The sequence below is a fragment of the Siphonobacter curvatus genome (genome assembly GCF_002943425.1).
Classification (GTDB): Bacteria; Bacteroidota; Bacteroidia; order Cytophagales; family Spirosomataceae; genus Siphonobacter; species Siphonobacter curvatus.
Map to the genome: position 1 here is coordinate 2,693,523 of NZ_PTRA01000001.1, position 21,095 is coordinate 2,714,617.

Annotated in this window: 24 protein-coding genes; 19 read left to right on the forward strand and 5 right to left on the reverse strand. The window is 47.1% G+C overall.

All coding sequences use genetic code 11. The annotated features are described in order from the left end of the window. Window positions 1-62 precede the first annotated feature (62 nt). From C5O19_RS11225 to C5O19_RS11310, 17 genes are all read left to right on the forward strand, one after another. Window positions 63-701: a hypothetical protein gene (locus C5O19_RS11225; protein ID WP_104712118.1), complete on the forward strand. Its 639-nt coding sequence runs from the start codon at window positions 63-65 to the stop codon at window positions 699-701. Then, entirely contained in the window at window positions 698-1,849 is a 1,152-nt protein-coding gene (locus C5O19_RS11230) for a DUF2800 domain-containing protein (protein WP_104712120.1), read from the forward strand. The genes C5O19_RS11225 and C5O19_RS11230 overlap by 4 nt, the downstream gene beginning before the upstream one ends. Before the next feature lie 148 nt (window positions 1,850-1,997). After that, the gene (locus C5O19_RS11235) at window positions 1,998-2,585 is read left to right on the forward strand and encodes a DUF2815 family protein (protein WP_104712122.1); all 588 of its coding nucleotides are present in this window, start codon (window positions 1,998-2,000) and stop codon (window positions 2,583-2,585) included. Between the two features lie 49 nt (window positions 2,586-2,634). Further along, window positions 2,635-3,051, forward strand: a complete 417-nt coding sequence (locus C5O19_RS11240) for a hypothetical protein (protein WP_104712125.1) — start codon at window positions 2,635-2,637, stop codon at window positions 3,049-3,051. Beyond that, window positions 3,048-5,006: a DNA polymerase gene (locus tag C5O19_RS11245; protein ID WP_104712127.1), complete on the forward strand. Its 1,959-nt coding sequence runs from the start codon at window positions 3,048-3,050 to the stop codon at window positions 5,004-5,006. The genes C5O19_RS11240 and C5O19_RS11245 overlap by 4 nt, the downstream gene beginning before the upstream one ends. 13 nt (window positions 5,007-5,019) lie before the next feature. Then, entirely contained in the window at window positions 5,020-5,424 is a 405-nt protein-coding gene (locus tag C5O19_RS11250) for a hypothetical protein (protein WP_104712129.1), read from the forward strand. A gap of 311 nt (window positions 5,425-5,735) precedes the next feature. Continuing rightward, the gene (locus C5O19_RS11260; protein WP_104712134.1) at window positions 5,736-6,341 is read left to right on the forward strand and encodes a hypothetical protein; all 606 of its coding nucleotides are present in this window, start codon (window positions 5,736-5,738) and stop codon (window positions 6,339-6,341) included. Continuing rightward, window positions 6,338-6,784 carry a hypothetical protein gene (locus tag C5O19_RS11265; protein ID WP_104712136.1) on the forward strand — a complete coding sequence of 149 codons (447 nt, stop codon included), beginning with the start codon at window positions 6,338-6,340 and terminating at the stop codon, window positions 6,782-6,784. Before C5O19_RS11260 ends, C5O19_RS11265 begins: the two co-directional genes overlap by 4 nt. Then, window positions 6,781-8,079, forward strand: coding sequence for a DNA cytosine methyltransferase (locus C5O19_RS11270; RefSeq protein WP_104712138.1), 1,299 nt, complete (start codon window positions 6,781-6,783; stop codon window positions 8,077-8,079). Before C5O19_RS11265 ends, C5O19_RS11270 begins: the two co-directional genes overlap by 4 nt. 32 nt (window positions 8,080-8,111) lie before the next feature. Beyond that, window positions 8,112-10,529, forward strand: a complete 2,418-nt coding sequence (locus C5O19_RS11275) for a virulence-associated E family protein (protein ID WP_104712140.1) — start codon at window positions 8,112-8,114, stop codon at window positions 10,527-10,529. Window positions 10,530-10,799: 270 nt separating this feature from the next. Next, window positions 10,800-11,069 (forward strand): VRR-NUC domain-containing protein, encoded by a 270-nt coding sequence (locus C5O19_RS11280; protein WP_104712142.1) that lies wholly within the window; start codon window positions 10,800-10,802, stop codon window positions 11,067-11,069. Beyond that, the gene (locus C5O19_RS11285; RefSeq protein ID WP_104712145.1) at window positions 11,066-12,484 is read left to right on the forward strand and encodes a DEAD/DEAH box helicase; all 1,419 of its coding nucleotides are present in this window, start codon (window positions 11,066-11,068) and stop codon (window positions 12,482-12,484) included. Before C5O19_RS11280 ends, C5O19_RS11285 begins: the two co-directional genes overlap by 4 nt. Window positions 12,485-12,499: 15 nt before the next feature. Then, window positions 12,500-12,676: a hypothetical protein gene (locus C5O19_RS26015; RefSeq protein ID WP_165796005.1), complete on the forward strand. Its 177-nt coding sequence runs from the start codon at window positions 12,500-12,502 to the stop codon at window positions 12,674-12,676. Window positions 12,677-12,766: 90 nt separating this feature from the next. After that, the gene (locus C5O19_RS11290) at window positions 12,767-13,009 is read left to right on the forward strand and encodes a DUF3310 domain-containing protein (RefSeq protein WP_104712148.1); all 243 of its coding nucleotides are present in this window, start codon (window positions 12,767-12,769) and stop codon (window positions 13,007-13,009) included. A 75-nt stretch (window positions 13,010-13,084) separates the two neighbouring features. Beyond that, a complete protein-coding gene (locus C5O19_RS11295; RefSeq protein WP_104712150.1) occupies window positions 13,085-13,639 on the forward strand; it encodes a hypothetical protein in 555 nt (184 codons plus the stop codon). 709 nt (window positions 13,640-14,348) lie between these two features. After that, window positions 14,349-14,816, forward strand: a complete 468-nt coding sequence (locus C5O19_RS11305; protein WP_104712156.1) for a LexA family protein — start codon at window positions 14,349-14,351, stop codon at window positions 14,814-14,816. Continuing rightward, window positions 14,816-16,084, forward strand: a complete 1,269-nt coding sequence (locus C5O19_RS11310; RefSeq protein WP_104712158.1) for a Y-family DNA polymerase — start codon at window positions 14,816-14,818, stop codon at window positions 16,082-16,084. The genes C5O19_RS11305 and C5O19_RS11310 overlap by 1 nt, the downstream gene beginning before the upstream one ends. Window positions 16,085-16,313: 229 nt before the next feature. Here C5O19_RS11310 and C5O19_RS11320 read toward each other — a convergent pair whose 3' ends face one another. The 3 genes from C5O19_RS11320 to C5O19_RS11330 are packed head-to-tail and all read right to left on the reverse strand — an operon-like array spanning window position 16,314 to window position 17,719. Continuing rightward, a complete protein-coding gene (locus C5O19_RS11320; protein ID WP_104712162.1) occupies window positions 16,314-16,844 on the reverse strand; it encodes a hypothetical protein in 531 nt (176 codons plus the stop codon). Beyond that, entirely contained in the window at window positions 16,837-17,367 is a 531-nt protein-coding gene (locus C5O19_RS11325; protein ID WP_104712164.1) for a hypothetical protein, read from the reverse strand. The genes C5O19_RS11320 and C5O19_RS11325 overlap by 8 nt, the downstream gene beginning before the upstream one ends. A 16-nt stretch (window positions 17,368-17,383) precedes the next feature. Then, complete coding sequence (locus C5O19_RS11330) at window positions 17,384-17,719, reverse strand: hypothetical protein (protein ID WP_104712166.1); 336 nt, start codon at window positions 17,717-17,719, stop codon at window positions 17,384-17,386. A gap of 328 nt (window positions 17,720-18,047) precedes the next feature. On the opposite strand from C5O19_RS11330, the gene C5O19_RS11335 reads away from it, so the two are divergent. Both C5O19_RS11335 and C5O19_RS11340 read left to right on the forward strand, forming a co-directional pair. Next, complete coding sequence (locus C5O19_RS11335) at window positions 18,048-18,311, forward strand: hypothetical protein (RefSeq protein ID WP_104712168.1); 264 nt, start codon at window positions 18,048-18,050, stop codon at window positions 18,309-18,311. Window positions 18,312-18,318: 7 nt separating this feature from the next. After that, window positions 18,319-18,582, forward strand: coding sequence for a hypothetical protein (locus C5O19_RS11340; RefSeq protein ID WP_104712170.1), 264 nt, complete (start codon window positions 18,319-18,321; stop codon window positions 18,580-18,582). Window positions 18,583-18,616: 34 nt separating this feature from the next. Here the strand turns inward: C5O19_RS11340 and C5O19_RS11345 are convergent, their stop codons facing one another. Next, window positions 18,617-19,696, reverse strand: a complete 1,080-nt coding sequence (locus tag C5O19_RS11345; RefSeq protein ID WP_104712173.1) for a hypothetical protein — start codon at window positions 19,694-19,696, stop codon at window positions 18,617-18,619. Then, window positions 19,696-21,093, reverse strand: a complete 1,398-nt coding sequence (locus C5O19_RS11350) for a phage portal protein (RefSeq protein WP_104712176.1) — start codon at window positions 21,091-21,093, stop codon at window positions 19,696-19,698. Before C5O19_RS11350 ends, C5O19_RS11345 begins: the two co-directional genes overlap by 1 nt. Window positions 21,094-21,095 lie beyond the last annotated feature (2 nt).

Genomic DNA, 21,095 nt, shown 5'->3' on the forward strand with positions numbered 1-21,095 from the left:
TTTTCCCGAGGTATATGAAAACGCCTCCCCGCTTAAGAAAACCTTTTTAACAACCATATACCATGCAAGTACAAGTAATCTTAACCGGTGATCTCCCTGAGATCGCCCAGGCATTCTCTGCGCTTTCCAATTCAGGAATCCCGTTACGTCCGTCCGTAGTTGCGGAGCCCGTACCTAGCGATGAGTCGGAGAAACCCAAAGGTGTCGATTTCGAAAAGCTCGCCACAAAAACTAAATCTGAGCGTTCGACCAAATCCTCCAAGGCAGTTCCTGCCCCGGCCCCCGTAGAGGATCGGTCAGAAGACACTGACGAGATGCCTTTTCCCGCCGCAGAAGATTTTCCAGTTAAGGAGAAATCTGCCGTAACGCTCGAGCATTTGATGGAACGCGTTGAAAAAGTCGGCGGTAAATCTCCTGCACATGCCAAGCTCATTAGCGAAGCGTTGAACCGCTACAAGACGGCTGGCGGCACCAAAGTTTCTTCGCTGGAAGACCTGGAAAAGGCTGATTACCGGGCTTTCTCTAACGATGTAGAAATGGCCAACATCGCTCAAACGATTCGAGGGGCTATCGCTGTCAACCCTGCTCTCAATGATGCTGCCGGGGTTATGCTTAACAAGCATTTCTCGGGATATACCCTTCGGACGATCCCATCAGATCAATGGCAAAAACTTAAAACTCTTTTCGAAGAACTGGTATGAGTCACGCCCTCCTATCTCCCTCAGGTGCCTCCCGCTGGACGGTTTGTACGCCCAGTGCCCGGATGGAGACTGCTTTCCCTGACCGCTCGGGGGAAGCAGCCAAGGAGGGAACGGTTGCTCATGAGCTTGGGGAGCTTTTAATACGTCAGTACCTGGGTGAGTATGTGGATTCAGAGATCACAAAGCTTAAGACCAGCCCGTATTACAATCCAGAGATGCAGCGGCACGCGGAAGATTACCGGGATTTTGTCTTAGAACTGTACCATGAATCAATGGCCATTGACCCGTTTACAATTCTGCGGTTAGAAACTCGCCTGGACCTAACTGATTACATCCCAGAGGGTTTTGGTACGTCTGATACTAACGTCGTGGGTCACAGTCTGCTAAACGTAATCGATTTGAAATACGGCAAGGGTGTATTCGTCGACGCTGTCAACAACAAGCAGATGATGATTTACGCGCTGGGTGCCCTGAAAGTTCATGAGCTTTTCTACGACATCGAAACGGTACGCATGACCATTTTTCAGCCCCGCCTGGACAACTTCAGCACGTTTGAAATGTCAGCCTCTGATCTTAAGCACTGGGGCGAAACGGAGCTTCGCAAGCAGGCCAAGCTGGCCTTTGCGGGTGAAGGAGAGCCGACTGCGGGTAAACATTGTCACTTCTGCAAAGCAAAAGGCACCTGCCGGGCGTTGGCTGATTACAACCTGGAACTCGCTAGGTACGATTTCAAAGCGGGACGTCTGCTGTCCGATTCGGAAGTAGCTAAGATCCTGCATAAGGCAGAACTGCTTACTACCTGGGCTTCGGCCGTACGGGATTATGCACTCTCTGCGGCTTTGGAGGGTACCAAGTTCGAGGGCTGGAAAGTTGTACGCGGACGGTCAACCCGGAAGGTTTCTGACGAGGAAGCTTTGGCAAAGAAAGTGCTTGAAATGGGCTATGCCGACAAAGACGTATATACTAAATCGTTAGTAGGAATAAAGGCTCTTGAAACCCTACTCGGCAAAGAAGATATGGCCAAAGTGGAAAGCTATATCGTAAAGCCTCCCGGAGCTCCTACCCTGGTTGTTGAAGGAGACAAACGCCCTGAGTTCACCACCGCATCTGCTGCTGCCAATGATTTCACCAAGGTTGAATTCGAATGAATCTTAAGTGGTACGAAATCACCGTTAGGGCTGGCCTTTTCTCCGGTACCCGTACCGTTCAAGCTGCCAGCTACAATCAGGCCCTTAAAAAAGTGCTCGCCTGGGCCCGAGCCGAAAACCTACAAAAACCAATCAACTGTAAATAACCATGGCAACTAAAGTTGTAACCGGACTCGCCCGTTTGTCCTATGCCCACGTTTGGGAGCCTCAGGCTTCTGTAGAAGACGGCGGCAAGCCCAAGTATTCTACTAACGTTATCATCTCTAAAGACGATACGGTAACGATCGCTAAAATCAAGGCGGCTATTGACGCTGAGATTGAGGCGGGTATGCAATCCAAGTTTCAGGGCAAGATCAACAAAGCCCAGTTCCATAACCCGCTTCGTGACGGGGATATTGAACGCCCAGATGATCCTACGTATGAAAATGCGTACTTCCTCAACGCCAGCTCCACAACCAAGCCATACATCGTAGATCGTAACGTAGAGCCTATTCTGGACAGAACTGAGGTCTATTCAGGCTGTAATGCAAAGGTTTCAGTGAACTTCTACCCCTTTGCGGTCAATGGTAAGAAGGGAATCGGCTGCGGACTGAACGGTTTGCAAAAAATCAGTGATGGCGAGCCCTTGGGCGGTACCAGTCGTGCAGAAGACGATTTTCAGGTTGAAGATAGTGATGGCTTTGTCACGCCTAAATCCTCAAATCCCGTCTCAAAAAAACCCAGTATCTGGGACTAACCTAAACCGCTAAGAGGCGGCTTATTGGGTCGCCTCTTTTCATCTTACCATGCCAAAGAAAACTACTAAAACTCAGGAAGAACCACAGTCGGTTGAACCCTCTGAAGAAGCAACGCAGCCTAGTGATGTTGCTCCCGCCCTTTCTCATCCTAACGCTTTTTCGATTTCCCTAAGGGCTTTATCTACCGAAGGCGAAATTCTGTTAAACCGATTAGGGTATCTAGAGAAAAAGTGTGATGCCTTGGAAGCTACTAATTACACGCTTCAGCAGATTCAAGATGAGCGTGAAAAGGTAGACGAGGCCCGCGGCGAAGTTGTAGAAATCATCTGCCCTTCTGGAAAACTCGAATACACAGCAGACAGCATTCCACTTCAAACCATGATGGAAACGCTCGCTGAGGTACTGGCCGTCCTGCCTGCTAACGAAGTAAATACCAAGCTCAACAACATTCTCGTCCTGTTATGATCCTTTCGATAGACATAGAAACGTACAGCAGCGTGGATCTGCGGTCAACAGGGGTGTATCCTTACATCGATTCGCCAGACTTCCAGATTCTCATGCTGGCTTACAGCATTGATGGCGGACCAGTAGATGTGTTGGATTTGATGGGCGAACACAGAGAGTACTTCCCCAAAAGTCTGTACGATTTGCTTTTAGATCCTGCCGTTGTTAAAACTGCATGGAACGCTGCCTTTGAACGTCTGTGTCTATCGAGGTATTTTGGGGTTACTTTTCCAGTTGAGCAGTGGGATTGCTCAATGATCCGGGGGGCTCGGGCGGGTTACCCTTTGCAATTGGGATTAGCTGCAAAAGCCATGGGTTTAGAACAGGAAAAGGATACAGCGGGTAAGAACCTCATTAAGCACTTTTCAATGCCCTGTAAGCCCACTAAAACCAACGGTGGCCGTACCCGTAACCTGCCCGAGCACGACCCGGAAAAGTGGTCTCAGTACATTGAGTACAACCGGCAAGACGTTGTTGTCGAAATGGCCATTCGGGAGCGGATCGTAAACATTCCCGTTACTGAGTTTGAACAGCGACTGTATTGCCTGGATCAGAAGATCAACGACATGGGGATTCTGGTCGACGTTGAACTAGCGCTTAATGCTATTGAAATGCAGGAAACCTATGTTTCCCGGATTACGCAGGAAGCCTCAGAGTTAACGGGTCTGGACAACCCGAACAGCGTTAAACAGTTGCTGGCGTGGCTTGATGAAAACGGCCAATCTTCCGAGAAACTTCGCAAGTCTGATGTTTCGGAAATGCTTGACTCTAAGACCTTAACTGAAAAGGTACGCAGAGCTTTGGAGATTCGTCAGGAGGCTTCGAAGAGTTCAGTTAAGAAGTATCAAGCCATGCTTAATTATCTGGGCGAGGATCAACGGGTTCGTGGACTTTTTCAATTCTACGGGGCTAACCGCACGGGCCGCTGGGCGGGTCGGGGTATTCAGTTGCAAAACCTCCCTCAAAACCATTTAGCCGCTATTGAAGTAGCCCGGCGAGCCGTAAAAAGCGGCAACGCAGGCCTGTTGTCTTTGCTCTACCGTAGTATACCCGACACGCTTAGCCAGCTCATCCGTACAGCATTCATTCCTAAAGAAGGACATGTACTGATTATCTCGGATTTCTCAGCGATCGAGGCCCGCGTTCTGGCTTGGCTGGCGGGCGAGCAATGGCGGCTTGATGTGTTTAAAACGCATGGAAAGATCTATGAAGCCTCGGCCTCTCAGATGTTTAAAATCCCCATCGAAGAGATTACGAAAGGGAGCCCGCTTCGCCAGAAAGGCAAAGTCTCTGAATTAGCACTGGGCTACCAAGGCGGACCCAATGCCCTAATCACCATGGGGGCCTTAAAGCAAGGACTCACGGAGGATGAGTTGCCGAGTATCGTCAGCAAATGGCGTAAGGCAAGTCCTGCTATCGTACGGCTTTGGGCAAACCTGGAAGCCGCGGCTATCGAAGCAATTGAGCGTCCCGGTTACTGGGTGAAGTGCGGGAAGTTTCTTCGGCTCATTCTCAAGCAGAAAACGCTCTTTATCGAGCTGCCGTCGGGTCGCATGCTGTCTTACCTCAACGCAACCTTAAAGCCCAGTAAGTACGGAAACGGCAAAATGAGTATTGCCTATCAGGGGCTTAGCCAGGAAAAAAAGGTATGGGGGCATCAGGACACCTACGGCGGCAAACTGACGGAGAACGTCGTACAGGCCATTGCCCGCGACTGCCTAGCAGAGGCCCTGGTTCGGCTCGACGATGCGGGCTACACCATCGTAACCCACGTACACGATGAGGTTGTGCTGGAAGAACCCGAAGACAGCGTCGACGTCGAAAAGATCGATAAAATCATGAGTACCCCAATGCCCTGGGCGGCCGACCTGCCGCTAAAGGCCGAGGGTTTCATCGCCAAATTCTATCAGAAATAATCCTCTTACCATCATGGTTAAAAAAGCTTTTTATAAAGAAGAATTTTACCTGCGTCCGCACCTAACGATTAGCGTGTTTGACCGAATCAAAAGCCAAGAACTTGACCGGGATTTTGAGATGTATGGAAGTGGCGAATTCCTGTTCATGGCTGCCTTAGATTCTCCTGCATCCCGGGAAATCCTGTCTGATGTGATCATCGACCTTGAGGCTTATCAGGAATACTACAAGGGTGCTTACTCGGAAGCTTCTCCCGGCGCAATCAGTCTTTGTGGGCTTCAGGACGAGCACAGACAAGTTCATGGTAACGCCAAAGAGCTGATGTGGGATGAAGAACGACAAACGTTCATGTCCGCCGAATCATTTTTCGCCGACGATGAAGAGGATTACGAGAGTGAAAACGACGAAGACGAACGCTAACCCTCCTCTAATCATGTGCAACTACGAATTGGCCTGGATAGGCAAATGCAAAGACCTTGCCGACGAGTCCGGATACTGCCCTGAACACGCTGAAGTAAAGTGTAAATGTTGCGGCGAGAAAGCTACTCGAGATTGCTCAGAAACTTTTATGGGCTTCGTATGCGGAGAGCCTCTCTGCAATACCTGCGAACATGAGTTAACTGAGAAGGGTGTCAACTACTGCGGAGGCCGACACGTCAAACAGGGTGAGCAGAAATACAAGCCTTGGTTCATGCAAGAATCTTCTAAATAACCCTAAAAACCTTACTCCTATGTACTTAATCCTTGGTTTTATAATTGTCTTAGCTTTGGGTGTTTGGCTGGCCTACGAAGTTACCACCGCCCCTACCGTCAACGAAAACGAAGAAGTCATCGCGGGCCCAGGGCTTTCTGCGGTGGACTTTCCCGAATCAAATGTGGTTTTCGCTAAAGACCAGCCCGAATACCGACCCCTCCCTGGGTTCAAATCCCCAGATTCTCCGCATGGTGAACTGATTACTTGTTGGAAGTTAACGCCAGGACAGCGTTTGAAAATCGTTTTCACGGGTAAGATTTGGCACCTGAGTTTAACTTTCAACGACCCTTTACAACCGCTTTACCTGACCGTCAATAAGCATGATGTGCTCGTACCCATCGAGCGGAAACCGCAAAAAGGTTACTTCAAAAAGCTTTGGGATAGCATTCGTTACCGCTTCTACATGCTTCGCTATTCTGGCGCAGTGGCTTGGTATATCCGTATGCGGGAAACGAAAGCTGATTGGTTTCCTCTGCTAAAAATCTTTACGGCTATTGCCCTTATCGCACTGGCTATTTACCTGGGAGCTAGTCACCCAGCCGATCAAATGAAAGGTTTCACCAAGCCCTACGCAAGCCGATGAACAACATACCTACCATGCAGGAAGTCGCTCAGCGGGTACACGCTGACCACTACAAGGGTACCATCAACGGAATCATCCTGGCTGGCGTGATTCCGGAATACGGCGGGGAACCTTCCATCTACATGAACACAAAGGTTGATACCGAGTGGCTAAAATGGGTCGGCGTGCTGGCCAATGCGGCTCGGGAAGTAAACGGTGAGTGGGAGCCTAATTGGAATGATGAGAAAGAGGAAAAATGGTTCTTTGAAATTGATGCCGATTGTCATAACCACATTGGATACGACTATTCGCGGGAAATGGTCAGAGGCAACGTGGTTTTCATGGGCTTGTCAGCAATGATCCGTTGCCGCGAAATTCTGAACGAGTGGAGTAAGCAACAAGGCCTTGAGGAAGACGGTATTTTGCTCAGAGCCCTGGGCGTGGTAAAAGGGTGTAAGCAGTGACCCACGCTAGTTTATTCTCAGGCATCGGAGGGTTCGATTTAGCCGCTGAGTGGATGGGTTGGGAGAACCTCTTTCACTGTGAAATAAACCCCTTTTGTACGCAGATTCTTAAATACTACTGGCCGAATGCAGTCCACTATTCCGACATCAAACAAACCGACTTCACGCCCTGGCGAGGCAGAGTTGACGTACTCTCGGGAGGCTTCCCTTGCCAGCCTTTCAGTTCCGCAGGAAAGCGAAAAGGCACAGCTGATGACCGCTACCTCTGGCCAGAAATGCTACGAGCAATACGAGAAATCGAGCCTACATGGATCGTCGGTGAGAACGTTCGCGGACTTGTTACTTGGAACGACGGCATGGTCTTCGAGCAGGTGTGTGCTGACCTGGAAGCTGAAGGCTATGAAGTACAAGCGTTCGTTATTCCTGCTGCAGGCGTCAACGCTCCCCATCGCAGAGAAAGAGTATGGTTTATTGCCTACGCCGACCGTAGCCGACACGATTGGCGGGGACAACGCCAAAACGGTGAGTCTGGAAAACGGACGATATGTGAGAACATCAATGACGACAGGTTTGAAGTTCGGAGCCAAGCTACAACATGTAGTACAGTTACTTCCGACGCCGACCGTAGTGGACACCGGAGCGACTACGAGTTTGGACAAAATCGACCAGCGTCGCTTGAGAGCGAAGGCTTCGGGCAAGAATGGAAACGGGTTCGGACAGTCACTGGGGGAAATGGCTCAGAGGAAACTACTTCCGACCCCTTTAGCCTCGGATTCAGGAGAGAAAGTGACGGGGAGGGAGAGCCAAAACTCCCTAGTCAAAATGAACAGAAACGGGCTTTTGCCAACACCGACTCAGACAAACGCCCATCAGGGGGTGAACTCGACCAACAATCAAGGCAAGCCCCTTCTACCAATGGTTGCCGCCATGTTGGGCACTCCAACGGCCAACATGCGAGTACGAAGCAATCAGTTTCAAGCGGGCCGGGCCCCGAACCCGGTAGAATTCGCAACCTCTCTGATACCAACCCCTACAACGAGAGATTGGAAAAGCCCAGATGTCAACCCCAACAGCAAAAGACACATGGTGAATTCGGAGTTAAACACAAAAATGGCTCAAGAGCTTGGTCAGAATTCCCAACTCAATCACCGCTTCGTAGCCGAGATGATGGGTTTCCCACCCGACTGGACGGAATTACCGTTTCTAAGCTCCGAACCGAATCCATAAAGGGCTTTGGCAATGCGGTTGTTCCGCAAGTAGTCTATCGAATCTTTCTGACGATTCTGTTCAGTTGAATTCAGTACCCCTCAAGTAGCTCAAGAAAATTATGTCGAAGATAGATATTGCCATCGGCAAGCATCGTAACGATGAAGTCTGGAAGAACAAGTCCGTGGAGTGGTCAGAGTTCGTCGAACGCTGCTCGAAGACGCACCGTACGGCTGAGAAGCTGGCTGTTTACCTGGCGGCCCCCAAGACGCGTCAGGATGAAATTAAGGACGTCGGGGCCTTCGTAGGTGGCTATCTGGCCAATGGCCGACGGAAGAAAGACACCGTCACGCACCGGCAGCTGATTACGCTCGATGCGGACTTTGCCTCCGCGGATTTGTGGTCTGATTTCTGCCTGGCGTATCGCTGTGCAGCGGTAGTCTACTCGACTCACAAGCACACGCCCGCCAAGCCTCGCCTGCGACTTATTATCCCCCTAGACCGGCCCGTATCCCCGGATGAGTTCGAAGCTATCTCCCGCCGGGTTGCCGGGTCTCTGGGCATTGATCAGTTCGACCATACCACCTACCAAGTCAACCGATTGATGTACTGGCCCTCTACCTCAGTGGACGGGGAGTTCGTCTTCCACGAGCAGCAGGGCGAGTTTTTAGAGGCTGATAGCATCCTGGCTCAATACCACAACTGGCAGGATACCTCGGAGTGGCCCGTAAGCGACTCAGAAACGGCCGCTATCAAAACGGGCATTAAGCGTCAGGGCGACCCGACGGAAAAAGAAGGTGTCATTGGGGCTTTTTGCCGCATCTACGGGATTCATGAAGCCATTGAAACCTTCCTGTCGGATGTATACGAGTCCTGCGACGTGGATAACCGCTACACCTATATGGGTGGGACGACCGCCGCTGGCGTTATCGTCTACGAGGATAAGTGGGCGTATTCCCACCATGGTACGGACCCGACCAGCGGGAAACTCTGTAATGCCTTTGACTTGGTCCGGATTCACAAATTCGGCTATCAGGATGAGAGTAAAAAGGCCGATACGCCGGTTAACAAGCTCCCATCTTACCTGAACATGATGGATTTTGCAGGTAAGGATGAGAAGGTGAAGAAATTGATTTTCACTGAACGTTTAGCCTCTGCTCGTGAGGACTTTGAGAGAGGGGATGTTGATGGTGACGAGATTGATCTAGAATGGACGGGTAAGCTAGATACCGATCGTAAGGGCACGATTCTTCCAAACCCCGATAACCTCGAAGTAATTCTTAGATATGATCCCCTTCTAAAGGGCAAGATCCGCTATAATGAATTCTCCAAGGCTAAAGAAGTTCACGGTAAATTACCCTGGGCTCGTCCGGAAGACTCTAACGAGTGGTGTGATTTCGATGATTCAGGTATCCGCCGGTATTTAGGAGGTAAGCCTTATGAGATTAAAAACAAGGGCATGATTGAAGATGGCCTTAGCCAGATTGCCTATGAGAATCGGTTCCACTCGGTACGCGATTACCTGAATAGCTTAGTCTGGGACGGCGTTGAAAGACTTGACCGGGTGTTCGTGGATTACCTCGGAGCTGAGGATACGGAGCTTAACCGAATGTTAACCCGTAAAACGCTAGTAGCCGCCGTCGCCCGGATTATGAACCCCGGCTGCAAATTTGATTACGTCCTAACGCTTATCAGTGATGAGGGGGCTAGTAAGAGTACCCTGCTGTATAATTTAGGTAAAAGGCAGTGGTTTTCCAGTAGCTTGACCTTTAGTATGATCTCCGGAGGTAACGGTAAACAGGCCTTTGAACAGCTTCAGAATAAGTGGATTTTAGAGATCGCTGAAATGACGGGATTGAAGAAGGCAGAGGTTGAAGCCGTTAAGGCGTATATAACCAGCCGAGAGGATCATTACCGGGCTTCCTATAGTCCTAATATGACCAGTAGAGAGCGGCAGTGTATCTTCATTGGGACGACAAACAACGTTGATTTCCTGGTAAGTCAGACAGGTAACCGGCGGTTCTGGCCGCTGCCTGTACGGGTGCAGGCTCCTACAAAAGCCGTTCAGGAAGAAATGCCCGATGAAGAAATTGATCCGCTTTGGGCCGAAGCAGTCGTGCGATATCGTCAGGGTGAGAAGCTTTATTTAACACCTGAATGGGAAGCAGTCATTAAAGATATCCAGCAGCAACATACCGAAGTGGATCCGCGGGAGGTCAAGATTCAAAGTTATCTGGATATGCTACTACCTGATAACTGGGAGGCGATGAGCATTCCGGAGCGGCGAGCATATATCCACTACGGCGGTGATCCGCTGGTAAAAGCGGAAGTGCAACGTATACGTGTAAGTATAGCGGAGATATGGACCGAAGCCTTTGATGGTCAGTCAAAAGATATGACGACTAATAACGTGAAATTCATTCAGAATTACATGCGTCGGAAGGCCACGGATTGGGAGCCTAAGCTTATGAAAATCAAGGGGAATGTGGTAAGGGGATACGCGAGAAAAGCGGGGTTCTTAGAGCTCTTAGAGAGGTAACATTTTAGGTTACATCAAAATGTTACCAAGTAACAAAAGTAACATCCCAAAATTTCAAATGTTACCAAAAATGTTACCTCTAACCAATTGATATTCTTAAACTTAGCTCCTAGGTAACAAAAGTAACATTTCAATAATAGGTTTTTAAATAAAATGGAATTAGGCTGTAAAGGCTATTAAAAAGAGCTATTAGCAATCTTCTTACAGCCTAATTCAACTTTTTTAAATCCATAGGAAAAAAAATGTTACCCTGTTACCTACCCCACTACTATGGATGAAAAGCAACTCGAAAAGAAGTTTCGGGAGCAGGTGAAGAAAAGAGGCGGTCTGGCTTTAAAGTTCGTATCACCGGGTTTTCGTGGAGTGCCTGATCGGTTAGTACTCACTCTTGGAAATATCCATTTTGTTGAATTGAAAGCCCCCGGTAAAAAGCCCTCACCCATTCAGCTAGCAGCACACCAGATTTTCGCCCGCTTCGGCTTTCCGGTTTGGATTGTCGACTCCCCAGAATCACTCAACGCATTTTTAGATCAGATATGAAATACGTACCGCATCAATACCAGGAACACGCCACGCAACACATTATCGAAAACGAGGCCGTACAGCTTTGCGGCGGTGCTGGCTTGTTCCTTGAAATGGGACTTGGCAAGACTGTTGCTACGCTTACGGCCATTGATGAGCTGATGCACAAGCGTCGTGAAGTGAAAAAGGTTTTAGTCATCGCTCCGCTTCGGGTGGCCGCTCATACCTGGCCCAAAGAGATTGAGCAATGGGACCATCTCAAGCACCTGACCGTTTCGGTTTGCCTGGGCTCAGAAAAGAAGCGTAAGGACGCTTTGCGGGCCGAGGCGGACATCTACACCATCAACCGCGAGAACGTACCCTGGCTCGTGGCTTACCTGCAAAACAACGGCAAATGGCCTTTTGACATGCTGGTCATTGATGAGCTCTCGAGCTTTAAAGATCAATCGTCGCATCGCTTTAAATCGCTTCGCATTATCCGGCCCCTGATTAAGCGGGTCGTAGGCCTTACGGGTACGCCTTCGCCGAATTCGCTCATCGATCTCTGGTCACAGCTTTACCTATTAGATCGAGGCGAGCGATTAGGCAAAACAGTAGGCCGTTACCGTCAGCAGTTTTTCAACGAGGGTAAAAAAAACGGCCACGTTGTTTACGAGTACAACCTCAAAAAGGGTGACGCCCTCTTAGGGCCTCAGATTTATAAAAAGCTGATTTACGAAAAGATTGGCGATATCTGCGTAAGCATGAAGAAAGAGGACTGGCTGACGCTTCCTCCCCTGATTGATAACCACGTATGCGTGAGCTTGCCCGAAGAGGTAAGAACCCAGTACAAAAAGTTCGAACGGGATTCAGTGCTTAGCCTGACCGATGCGGACGACATCTCAAGCGTATCAGCAGCCAGCCTTACCCAGAAGCTTACCCAGTTCTCAAACGGAGCGGTGTACGATGAGGATAAGCAGTTTCATGAAGTGCATAGACTCAAAATTGATGCACTGGCCGATGTCCTGGAAGCGGCTAATGGCAATCCGGTTTTATGCTTCTACAGCTTCAAATCCGACGTGGCCCGGATTCAGAAGTACTTGAAAGGGTATAAGCCTCACCTGCTTCAGGGTACCGAGGATCTGGATCGTTGGAACGAGGGTAAAATACCTTTTCTTCTCGCCCACCCCGCCTCAGCCGGTCATGGTTTGAATATGCAACACGGCGGCAATCACATTGTCTGGTTTGGTCTGCCCTGGTCTTTGGAGCTCTACCAGCAGGCCGTAGCCCGGCTTCACCGGCAAGGGCAAAAGAAATCGGTGATCAATACCTGGATTACCTGTCAGGGCACGGTAGAGGACGACATCATTCAGGCCTTGAGCCGGAAAGCCGAAGATCAGAATAATCTCATGGTAGCCCTGAAAGCACGTATTCAACGAATCCTTAGCGCTTAGTCCAAACATCACCTTATGATTCCTGCTACCCCACCCGCCGTCGGTACAATCTGGCAGCATGACTTATCCCGCAACCGCTTTATCGTTACTGCCTGCATGGGAGGTCTGGTCTTCTACCGCATGGAGAAGTATACCAATGTCTATCACCGTGACTTACTCAGCTTTTACACCAAGTTTAGCCAAATACAATAACCAAACGGCCTCTTAGCGATACTTAGTTTTCAAGAGCTATGAGGCCAACTAAGAAGTTAGGGAAAGTTAGTTTTAGACCAATCAACTGATATGAAAAACGAAACACCCTCGCACTATGTCTCTAACGGCATGGAGTCCGAAGAAGCGATGTCCCGAATCTACGGCCCCGAGGAAGTAGCCATCTTTTACAAGCTATCCCGCTTTAAATACCTCTGGCGTGCGGGCAAAAAGGATGAAGCTATAAAAGACGTCGGTAAGGCCCTTCACTGTGAAGCCAAAGCGGCCGAGTTTTACCGAATGGCTGAGCCGGACGTAATGCATGAACCGGCATGAGTAAAAAGCCCTCTTAACCAGAGGGCTTTTTCTTGTTTTATAAATATATTTAACCACCATTTTATAAATAACTCTATGGTAAATCTATACTACGCAGAAGAAGAGCTAGAGCAAGCAAAAAAGGAATTAGCTCAGATGAGTAGATCAGATCAATTCGACGATGCCGAAAAGCATTGGCGGCGGTTTTTGAACCATTTAGATAAAGTTTGGACGAAAGCCCAACATGGGTGTGAAGGATTACAGGGCAAGTATCAACAACTTAATAATTTTGTCAGAGATAAACGTAAAAAAGATAAACTGCTGCAATATCTATGGCAAGCTCGAAACGCCGATCAACATTCTGTGCAAACGCTGGCTGCCTTAGACATAATTCCTGGTAGTAGACCAGACTTAAACAACCCCTTGCAGCTCCATAAATTAGACGACAAAGGTAGTGTGGTTGAAACCACGACTCACTATCTACATCCTGCTGAATTCAGATTACGTAACATCACGAATAAAGGGGTCATATATTTTCCGCCGGATTACCATAATGGAAGACCTGTTCCAAACGGGCATAACCCCTATGTCGTAGGACAATTGGCACTCAAGTTCTATGAGGAACAACTCAACAAGATAAAGGCTATATAGTATTTCAGAGTCAATCTCTGCCCTACTGAGAGGCTTTTAAGTTATTAGTGGCTAGATTGTCAGTCTAATAACTTAAAAGCCTCTTAAACTCACCAACTATGGTCCTTATGGATATTAATTTACACGATTGGCTTAAATACTTAGGCCTCACCTTTTTAATAGGGATAATATTTCTGCTGCTTATTCTTCTGATAATATTTACAATAACAAAATTCTTACAAGCTAGAAGAGCCATACTAGACTTTAATTCATCATTATGGTTAGGTATTGCTTTTAGGAACTGGGTAAGAAAGCATCTTCAGGAAAATCCAGAGCTCCAAAAGCGCTTTCCTAAAGAGAGATATTTAGATTATTATAATGGCAAGGACGACGACAAACCTAATAATCAGTAAAATCTTTAAACCGTTTTACATTTCTTGAACGAACCCTTATAAAACGATACGAATCGTTTATAACCGACCAAACCTCATTTAATTACGAGCCGCAGGACCATCTTGCGGCTTTTTACATTTGTAAATACCTGATATTGAGGCATTTGTTCTACAGGATCGCATATATCTTGTCAACTTGTCAAGAACTGAAAATCAGCCACTTATAAACTTTTTGAATAAATAATACACCCATTTCTTGCTTATTTCATTCCTGTAGCATTAGATTTTAGGATAAATGACTAAAATTTTACAAATGTGAATATGAAATTTATACAGTTATGAATTGGGCAAGCGTTGAGTTTTTTCACCTGAATACGCAGACCAAGGAGTTCTACCCCTTGAGTCCGTTACCCATCGCCGCAGGGTTTCCCAGTCCGGCAGATGATCACCGAGAAGGTATTCTTTCACTTAGCGAATTGCTTATTGAGCATACCGCCTCTACCGTTTTTGCCTGGGCCAGCGGTCGCAGCATGGAAGGAGCCGGCATATATGATGGCGATTTGCTGATCATCGACCGAGCCAAAACCCCGAAAGACGGTGACATCGTGATCGCGTTCGTAAATGGAGAGTGGACAGTAAAGTTTTACAAGAAGCAGGGCAAAGCGGTAGCCCTTGTATCTGCGTCTCAGTATTACGAACCTATTCTGCCTCAACCCGACGACGAGTGGCAGCTCTTTGGCGTCGTGACTTTCACGGTACGAGACCACGGTAACCGGTTAGCCTATAAGCGGAAAGGGGGCTTGTGATGTTTGGTATTATCGACTGTAATAACTTCTACGCAAGCTGTCAACGTGCCTTTGATCCTAGCTTAGAAGGAAAGCCTATCGTCGTACTCAGCAATAACGACGGGTGCGTCATCGCCCGAAGCAACGAGGCAAAGGCGCTCGGAATAGAAATGGGCACGCCTGCCTTTCAAATTGCTACTTATACCAAGTCGGTAGGTGTACAGGCCTTTTCAAGCAACTATACCTTGTATGGCGATATGTCGGATCGCGTCGTAGCGGCCATCGCCAGCATGGTTGATCGGTATGAAGTGTACAGCATTGATGAATGCTTCGTAGACCTCTCAGGTTATGAACACTACACCAAAGACATTTATGAATACGCCTGGATGATTAAGGAACGCATTCGGAGATGGACCGGCATCCCTGTGTCAATCGGTATCGCTACAACAAAGACATTGGCGAAAGTGGCCAATAGAAGGGCTAAGAAGAATCCAGCCTACGGTGGGCTGTACATGATTCAGTCTAAAACTGAAATCGAACGTGCCTTAGATGGTTTTGATATTGGGGATTTGTGGGGAATAGGCAGGCAGTATGTACGCAAATTAAAAGAATTTGGTTGCAAGGATGCCCTGCATTTCGCCCAGCAATCAGAAGCCTGGGTTGCTAAAAACATGACTGTTCAGGGCTTACGACTGCTCAAAGAGCTGAACGGCCAGCCCTGCTACGACCTTGAATTAATCCCTGACAGGAAAAAAGCCATTTGCACAGCCAGGTCTTTCGGAGAACTTACCCAATCGAAGGACGTAGTACGGGAAGCGTTAGCGAATTATGCTGCCAATTGTGCCAAGAAGCTCAGGAAAGAAGGAAGTATAGCTAACCTGATGACCATCTTTCTGCATACTAACCAATACCGGGAGCAGGACCGGCAGTACTACGGCCACAAGACCATTCACCTACCTAAGGCTACAAGCTTCACGCCGGATTTGATTCATTCGGCTCACCAGGTATTAGATATGCTCTGGCAGGACGGCTTAAACTTCAAGAAAGTGGGTTGCATCGTCAGTGGTTTGCAACCCGAAGAGCATCGTCAAGCTCAACTTTTCACGGATATTGACTGGGAAAAAGAGCAGAAAGCAATGCGGGCTCTGGATACGGTAAACGGCTGGTATGGGAAAGACACAGTAAAAGTAGCGGCACAAGGTTTTGGACGAAAGTGGAAAATGCTGCAGGAACGCCTATCCCCCTGCTACACCACGAGATGGTCAGACCTGATAACAGCCAAGTGCTAGATGAAATGTACGAGATCTTCGAGCTTTTGAAACCCTTCTCTCATTTACAGGGACTTCGGTTCGTTGCCGGAGAACTAGTATTTCAATGGCGTTGCGAAAATATTCTCTTTTGGATTTCTTACGAGTCAGAAACCTACAAAATCTACATTGATGGAGAGTTTCAACATGCCACTACGGATACGTATGAAGTAGCACGTTACTTTAGCCTCTTAGGACTTTGACATTAAATTTATCCATTGCTTTCTTGTCCTTTAACAAAGGGCTTCTCAATTTTTAAGAATCCAACTAATAAATTTCTAAAAACGGCTTTTACACTTTTAGGACGTTTTTCAGCAACTTGACCGTTTGAATATATAACCAAATCACAGTGAGGATACATACAATTTTCCGGCTTGTGATTTACAACAGCTGTAAAAATACGTCGTTCATTATTAACCTCGGCCTCCCTAATACTTAATACATCTGAAACCTTAATGGACACTATACCATAAGCCAAGTGATGCTCTTCTGAATCTTTATTATATAATACATCTTCAGGGCATTCACTAAATTTGGAACGGTTATAAGAATCATTATCCATCGCAAAAATCTTCACCCGAGAGTCTTGATTAGTTTCCCAATCTTCTTTAGACCCTTCGACTTTAAATCGACGATATAACAATTCATCCTCATCAAATTCGCTAATTACAGGTCGGCCATTTCTATGAAGTCGTGCAGGTATACTAGAAATTGTACATACTTCACATGCATTTTCACTCATGTACAGATAGGAAGTGTTCGTTCAATTTTTCAAAATAATCTTCATTTAATGCGTCCCAAGCCTGAGTTTCCGGTCCACTACCTTTTAACAATACGATATCTCCATCTTGAAAGAATTCAATTAAGTGATATTTATTGTTATGATTAAACTCAAATGCTACACTGTTATCCTCCGTAGCATTAATATGCTCTATTTCTATTCCTTTTTCCAAAAGTACTGATATGGTTTCTTCTGGGAGTGAATCAATTCCACCATCAAGAGTAAATCTTTTGGTTTTTCTCAGTTTTAACAATTGCTGGTTTTTTACTTGATTAATTCTTTCAATTTCTTCTATCAAAAAAACCCGTTCTAAAGCTTTAGGACGACTTGAACTATTCTTGCTTGTACTAACAGGAGTCTGCTTAGAGAACGGATGAAAGCTCCCTAGGTTGTTTGAAGAACTAGCAGGCATCGATGCCGAAGCTATAAGACCAATAGCAATGATAACCTTAGAAGCTGATGATTGCGTTTGTTGATTATGCATGGTTCTCCTTTTGGTATTATCGTTGTGCTTGAAGTTGACTAATCTTATCATTTAACCAATCGCGTACACCAATAGCAATATGCAAATCAAGCAAAATACCTACTTGAACTTCTCTAATTGAGCCTGTTTTCCCTTCACTACTGACTACTTCACCCAACGTATAAGCATTACCATCTACCAATTCAAGTCTATGTGCCATCTTAGTAGGTATGACAACTCGATCTACAAAAAAATTTAGATCTACCTGAGCCGCTGACGTAACGCCTCCAAAAACACCAGTACTTGTTATTGTTTTGTAATCCGTGCTTTTTTGGTAATGGATGTCAATTTGATCGGGAAGGTTACTTTCCATTAGTGAAAAAGTTAAAACGTTCAAGCATAAAACTCAGATTATCAACACATTGCATCCTTGACTTATACCCTAATGCTATTAGGGTAATAAAAACGGACTGCAAAAGTAATGCAATTAAATAACTATTCCTTTTAAATAAGCATACAAGTTACTTTCTTATCAATATTTCATAATCAGCCATTCTCTATACCTCTGCTAATGCCTGATTGAGCTGTAGCATTTGGGATAAAAAGAATGTGGAAAAGGCTGGTTTCTGACTGAACTTCTTTACTGGTACCTCACCATAGATACGATAGCTTCTTAAGCACTTTAGCCGTATATTCATGCCATGAAACCAACTGAAAAGCAAATCGAAAAGGCCATCGAGGAGATTCGGAAGAAACTCGCTCAGCCCGGCATTACCAAAGCGGCCAATTTCCCTCAGAAGGAAGGCTATACCGAGGCTGTCGACATCTTAGTCGAGGACCGCCAAACCTATGAGGGCATTGATAAGCTTGAAACCGTACAAGGGCGAGCGATCGCCGTATTGGCGGTGGACTTCCTCAACGGAGAGTGTGATCAAAAGATACTCTGTGGCGTAGCTTTAAAATAAACGTGATATGGAAAAAAGATTCGAAGTATTCTGGGCATACCCTAATTATAAGGCTGGTGGGCGTATAGAGTTTGATGACTATGCTTTATTAGAAGAATGGATAGATACTCAAAATATAGCACATCCAGGATTTAAGGCATATGTGTGGGTTAATGAAGGAAAAGACAAGCATTCAAAGCTTTATAAATCAGGCAAAGAGTTAAAATTGCAAAACCATAGTAATGGGGAAACAAAAGAAAAATGGCTCCGGTTACATATAACAGATATCTAGATATAGCTGAAACTATCACAGAGATCACGTTCACTTAAACCATCCGGAGTCCATTCCGAATATCTCCACCTTTGAAGTTATCCCGTACAAAGTAGGGCTGTGACTTACTCGTCAGCAGCCTTTTTCTATTTTCTTCAATCCAGTTTGTAAAGCCTTTCGGCATCTGGGTTACTGCGTTTTCCGAGCGAAAATCAGATGTGTCTTCACCGTCAAGGATCATCTGGGTAAGTCTTTGCATTTCGGCAGGTGTCGCTAAAACCGACACGGCGTAGCATCGGCAATTGGGGTGCCAACCTACAAACTTGAAGTTTTTCGGATACATGCCCTTGAGCGGCTCGCAGATGTCACAGACATATGGTCGATTAGACCGGCGTACTTCCACGCCTACCACGAAATCAAGCTGATTCCAGCGTTCGTAATCAGAGGCCCGGTAAGCCATATTAATTTCCGTCCGGGTCATGCGTTGCGCGTTCTTATAAGAACTGCGATACACGCCCTGTCCGGGATGGTAGGCTCGAGCTGCTTTCGAGAGTACCAGCTGGCCACGTTTGTTGCGGACTCGGCGGAAAAGCTTATCAGGCTCATTGAGGTATTCACGGACATCGCGGCTCAGCTCATTGGCCGAACGGCCCTCCCCGATGCCGATGTCGAGAGCCAGCTCCATTTCTTCCTTGAACTGTTGGGTATAGTTCCAGACGCGACTGGACAGATTCATTCCGGACACCTTTCGTTTTTGGAAAGTGGCAAGGGCTGAGAGGTTCTGAGCCTCGTAGCGGGCTAACAACTTGGCGGGAATCTTCGTCGTATCGAGTACCGAGGCCACCAACGCATCGTTTTTCAAATTGGCCAACTCCCATTCTGCCTGAGTGCCTTCCAGCGTCACAGCTTCGATTCGTTCAGCCATATCGGCTAAGAGCTTCTTTACCTGTTCTCGTATTACCGGATAGTCATCAAAGGAAAAAAGCTTCTCAGGGTCAACTTTCAGTGATTTGCCTAAACGGATTACCTCCCTACCCACTGCCTCGTAAATGGCCGTGATCCGACTGGCGTACTGCTCGGTACGCATGAAGTGCTTCAGCTCCCAGTCGGATACTTTGAACGCTTGTTTGGCCATTAGAACGCAGTTTCAGTGACATCAAAACTCCGCTCCTGCTGGCTTTCAGTCTGCATTTGCTTCATCTCCTCATCCACGTTATCGACCAATCCGGAAAGAGCCGTAGCGGTCTTCTTTGAGATGAGCGGTTTTCCGCCGTTGGCCGTAACTAAACGGCTCACCAGACCTGCCTCATCGTCAATGATGAAGGGTTGAATCTGGGTTTCAATATCAATGGCCGCAACATCACCTTTTAGGCTCGTAGCCATCATGCCCACGAAGGCTTTCACGATATTGGTACGACGCTCCAGGTACGCATCAAAGACCCGTTGCTTCTTTTTGACCTTCAAGTGGGCATCGAGAAAGAGCATTTTAAGCGCTACGCCGGAAATTTCCCCTAAACCTTTCACCGCTTCAAAGGAAATATCTGGCGTTTGGGTCAATGAGAATAAAAAACGGAGCAGCGTTTCGATTTCAAGCTTGATAGCCTCCGGGGCATGGTTCCAGGAAAGGTATTCAGCTGTGGCCCCATTTTTGGCTTGAAGCAGCTTACCTGTTTCGCCCTTTTTAGCCATGTTTGTCAGCTCTCCAGTAACTAAAATCGTCGGGGATCCGTGGTAATCGTCAGTATCGGCAAAGTTGGAAAGCAAGTATTCGAGGCGTTTAATGATCGATTCAACGTTTGACCATTCTACCTCTTTCTGACGGCCGTAGACGACGGGAATCTTACCAATTACATTATTCTCCCGGCTGACCTCTTCCCACTCACCTGTGGCACCCTCTTTCCAGATAATCTTTTCGGCTTCCGTATAAGTCTCGAAGTAGTTAATCTTTTTGCCTTCACCATCAAGGAGGATATATGCCCGGCTAAAAGCGATCATATCGCCTGTTTCGTCGAAAAGCGGATACAGCTCGTTCCCGTCCCAGGGATTAAAGGCCATAACCCGAAGCTTGAATGGGGTTTTAAAGCCGTAGTCCTCGTGCTCAGCGTCTTTCTTAACCGGGAACCAGCACTCCGCTACTTCCGTAGATTTGAACATCTCTAAAGCTATTTCCGCGTTGAAGCTGGATATTTTATTATCCTTGAAAATGCGGTTGATTGCTCCCAGCACCTTCTTTTGTCCTTCCCCCTGGGGATCGCAGACTACTTTAGGAGGAAGACCGAATAGAAAGCTTACCGCCCGCTCGGTGATAAGCTCTTGGAATGAAAAGCCTAATCGGTTCACCTTTTCAAAGCTACCATCCGCTAAAGGCTTGTCGGGTCGTTTGGCCGTATCAAAGACTTCGTGATCTTTTACGTTGTATTGCTTCTTAAACTCTTCTACCGTAGGAAGTGTGCGTTTACCTTTCAGCAGCTCGACTGCTTTTTTAATATCCTGGCCTTTGACGATTGCGGCTTTTAAGTCAGTTAGGTTCATAG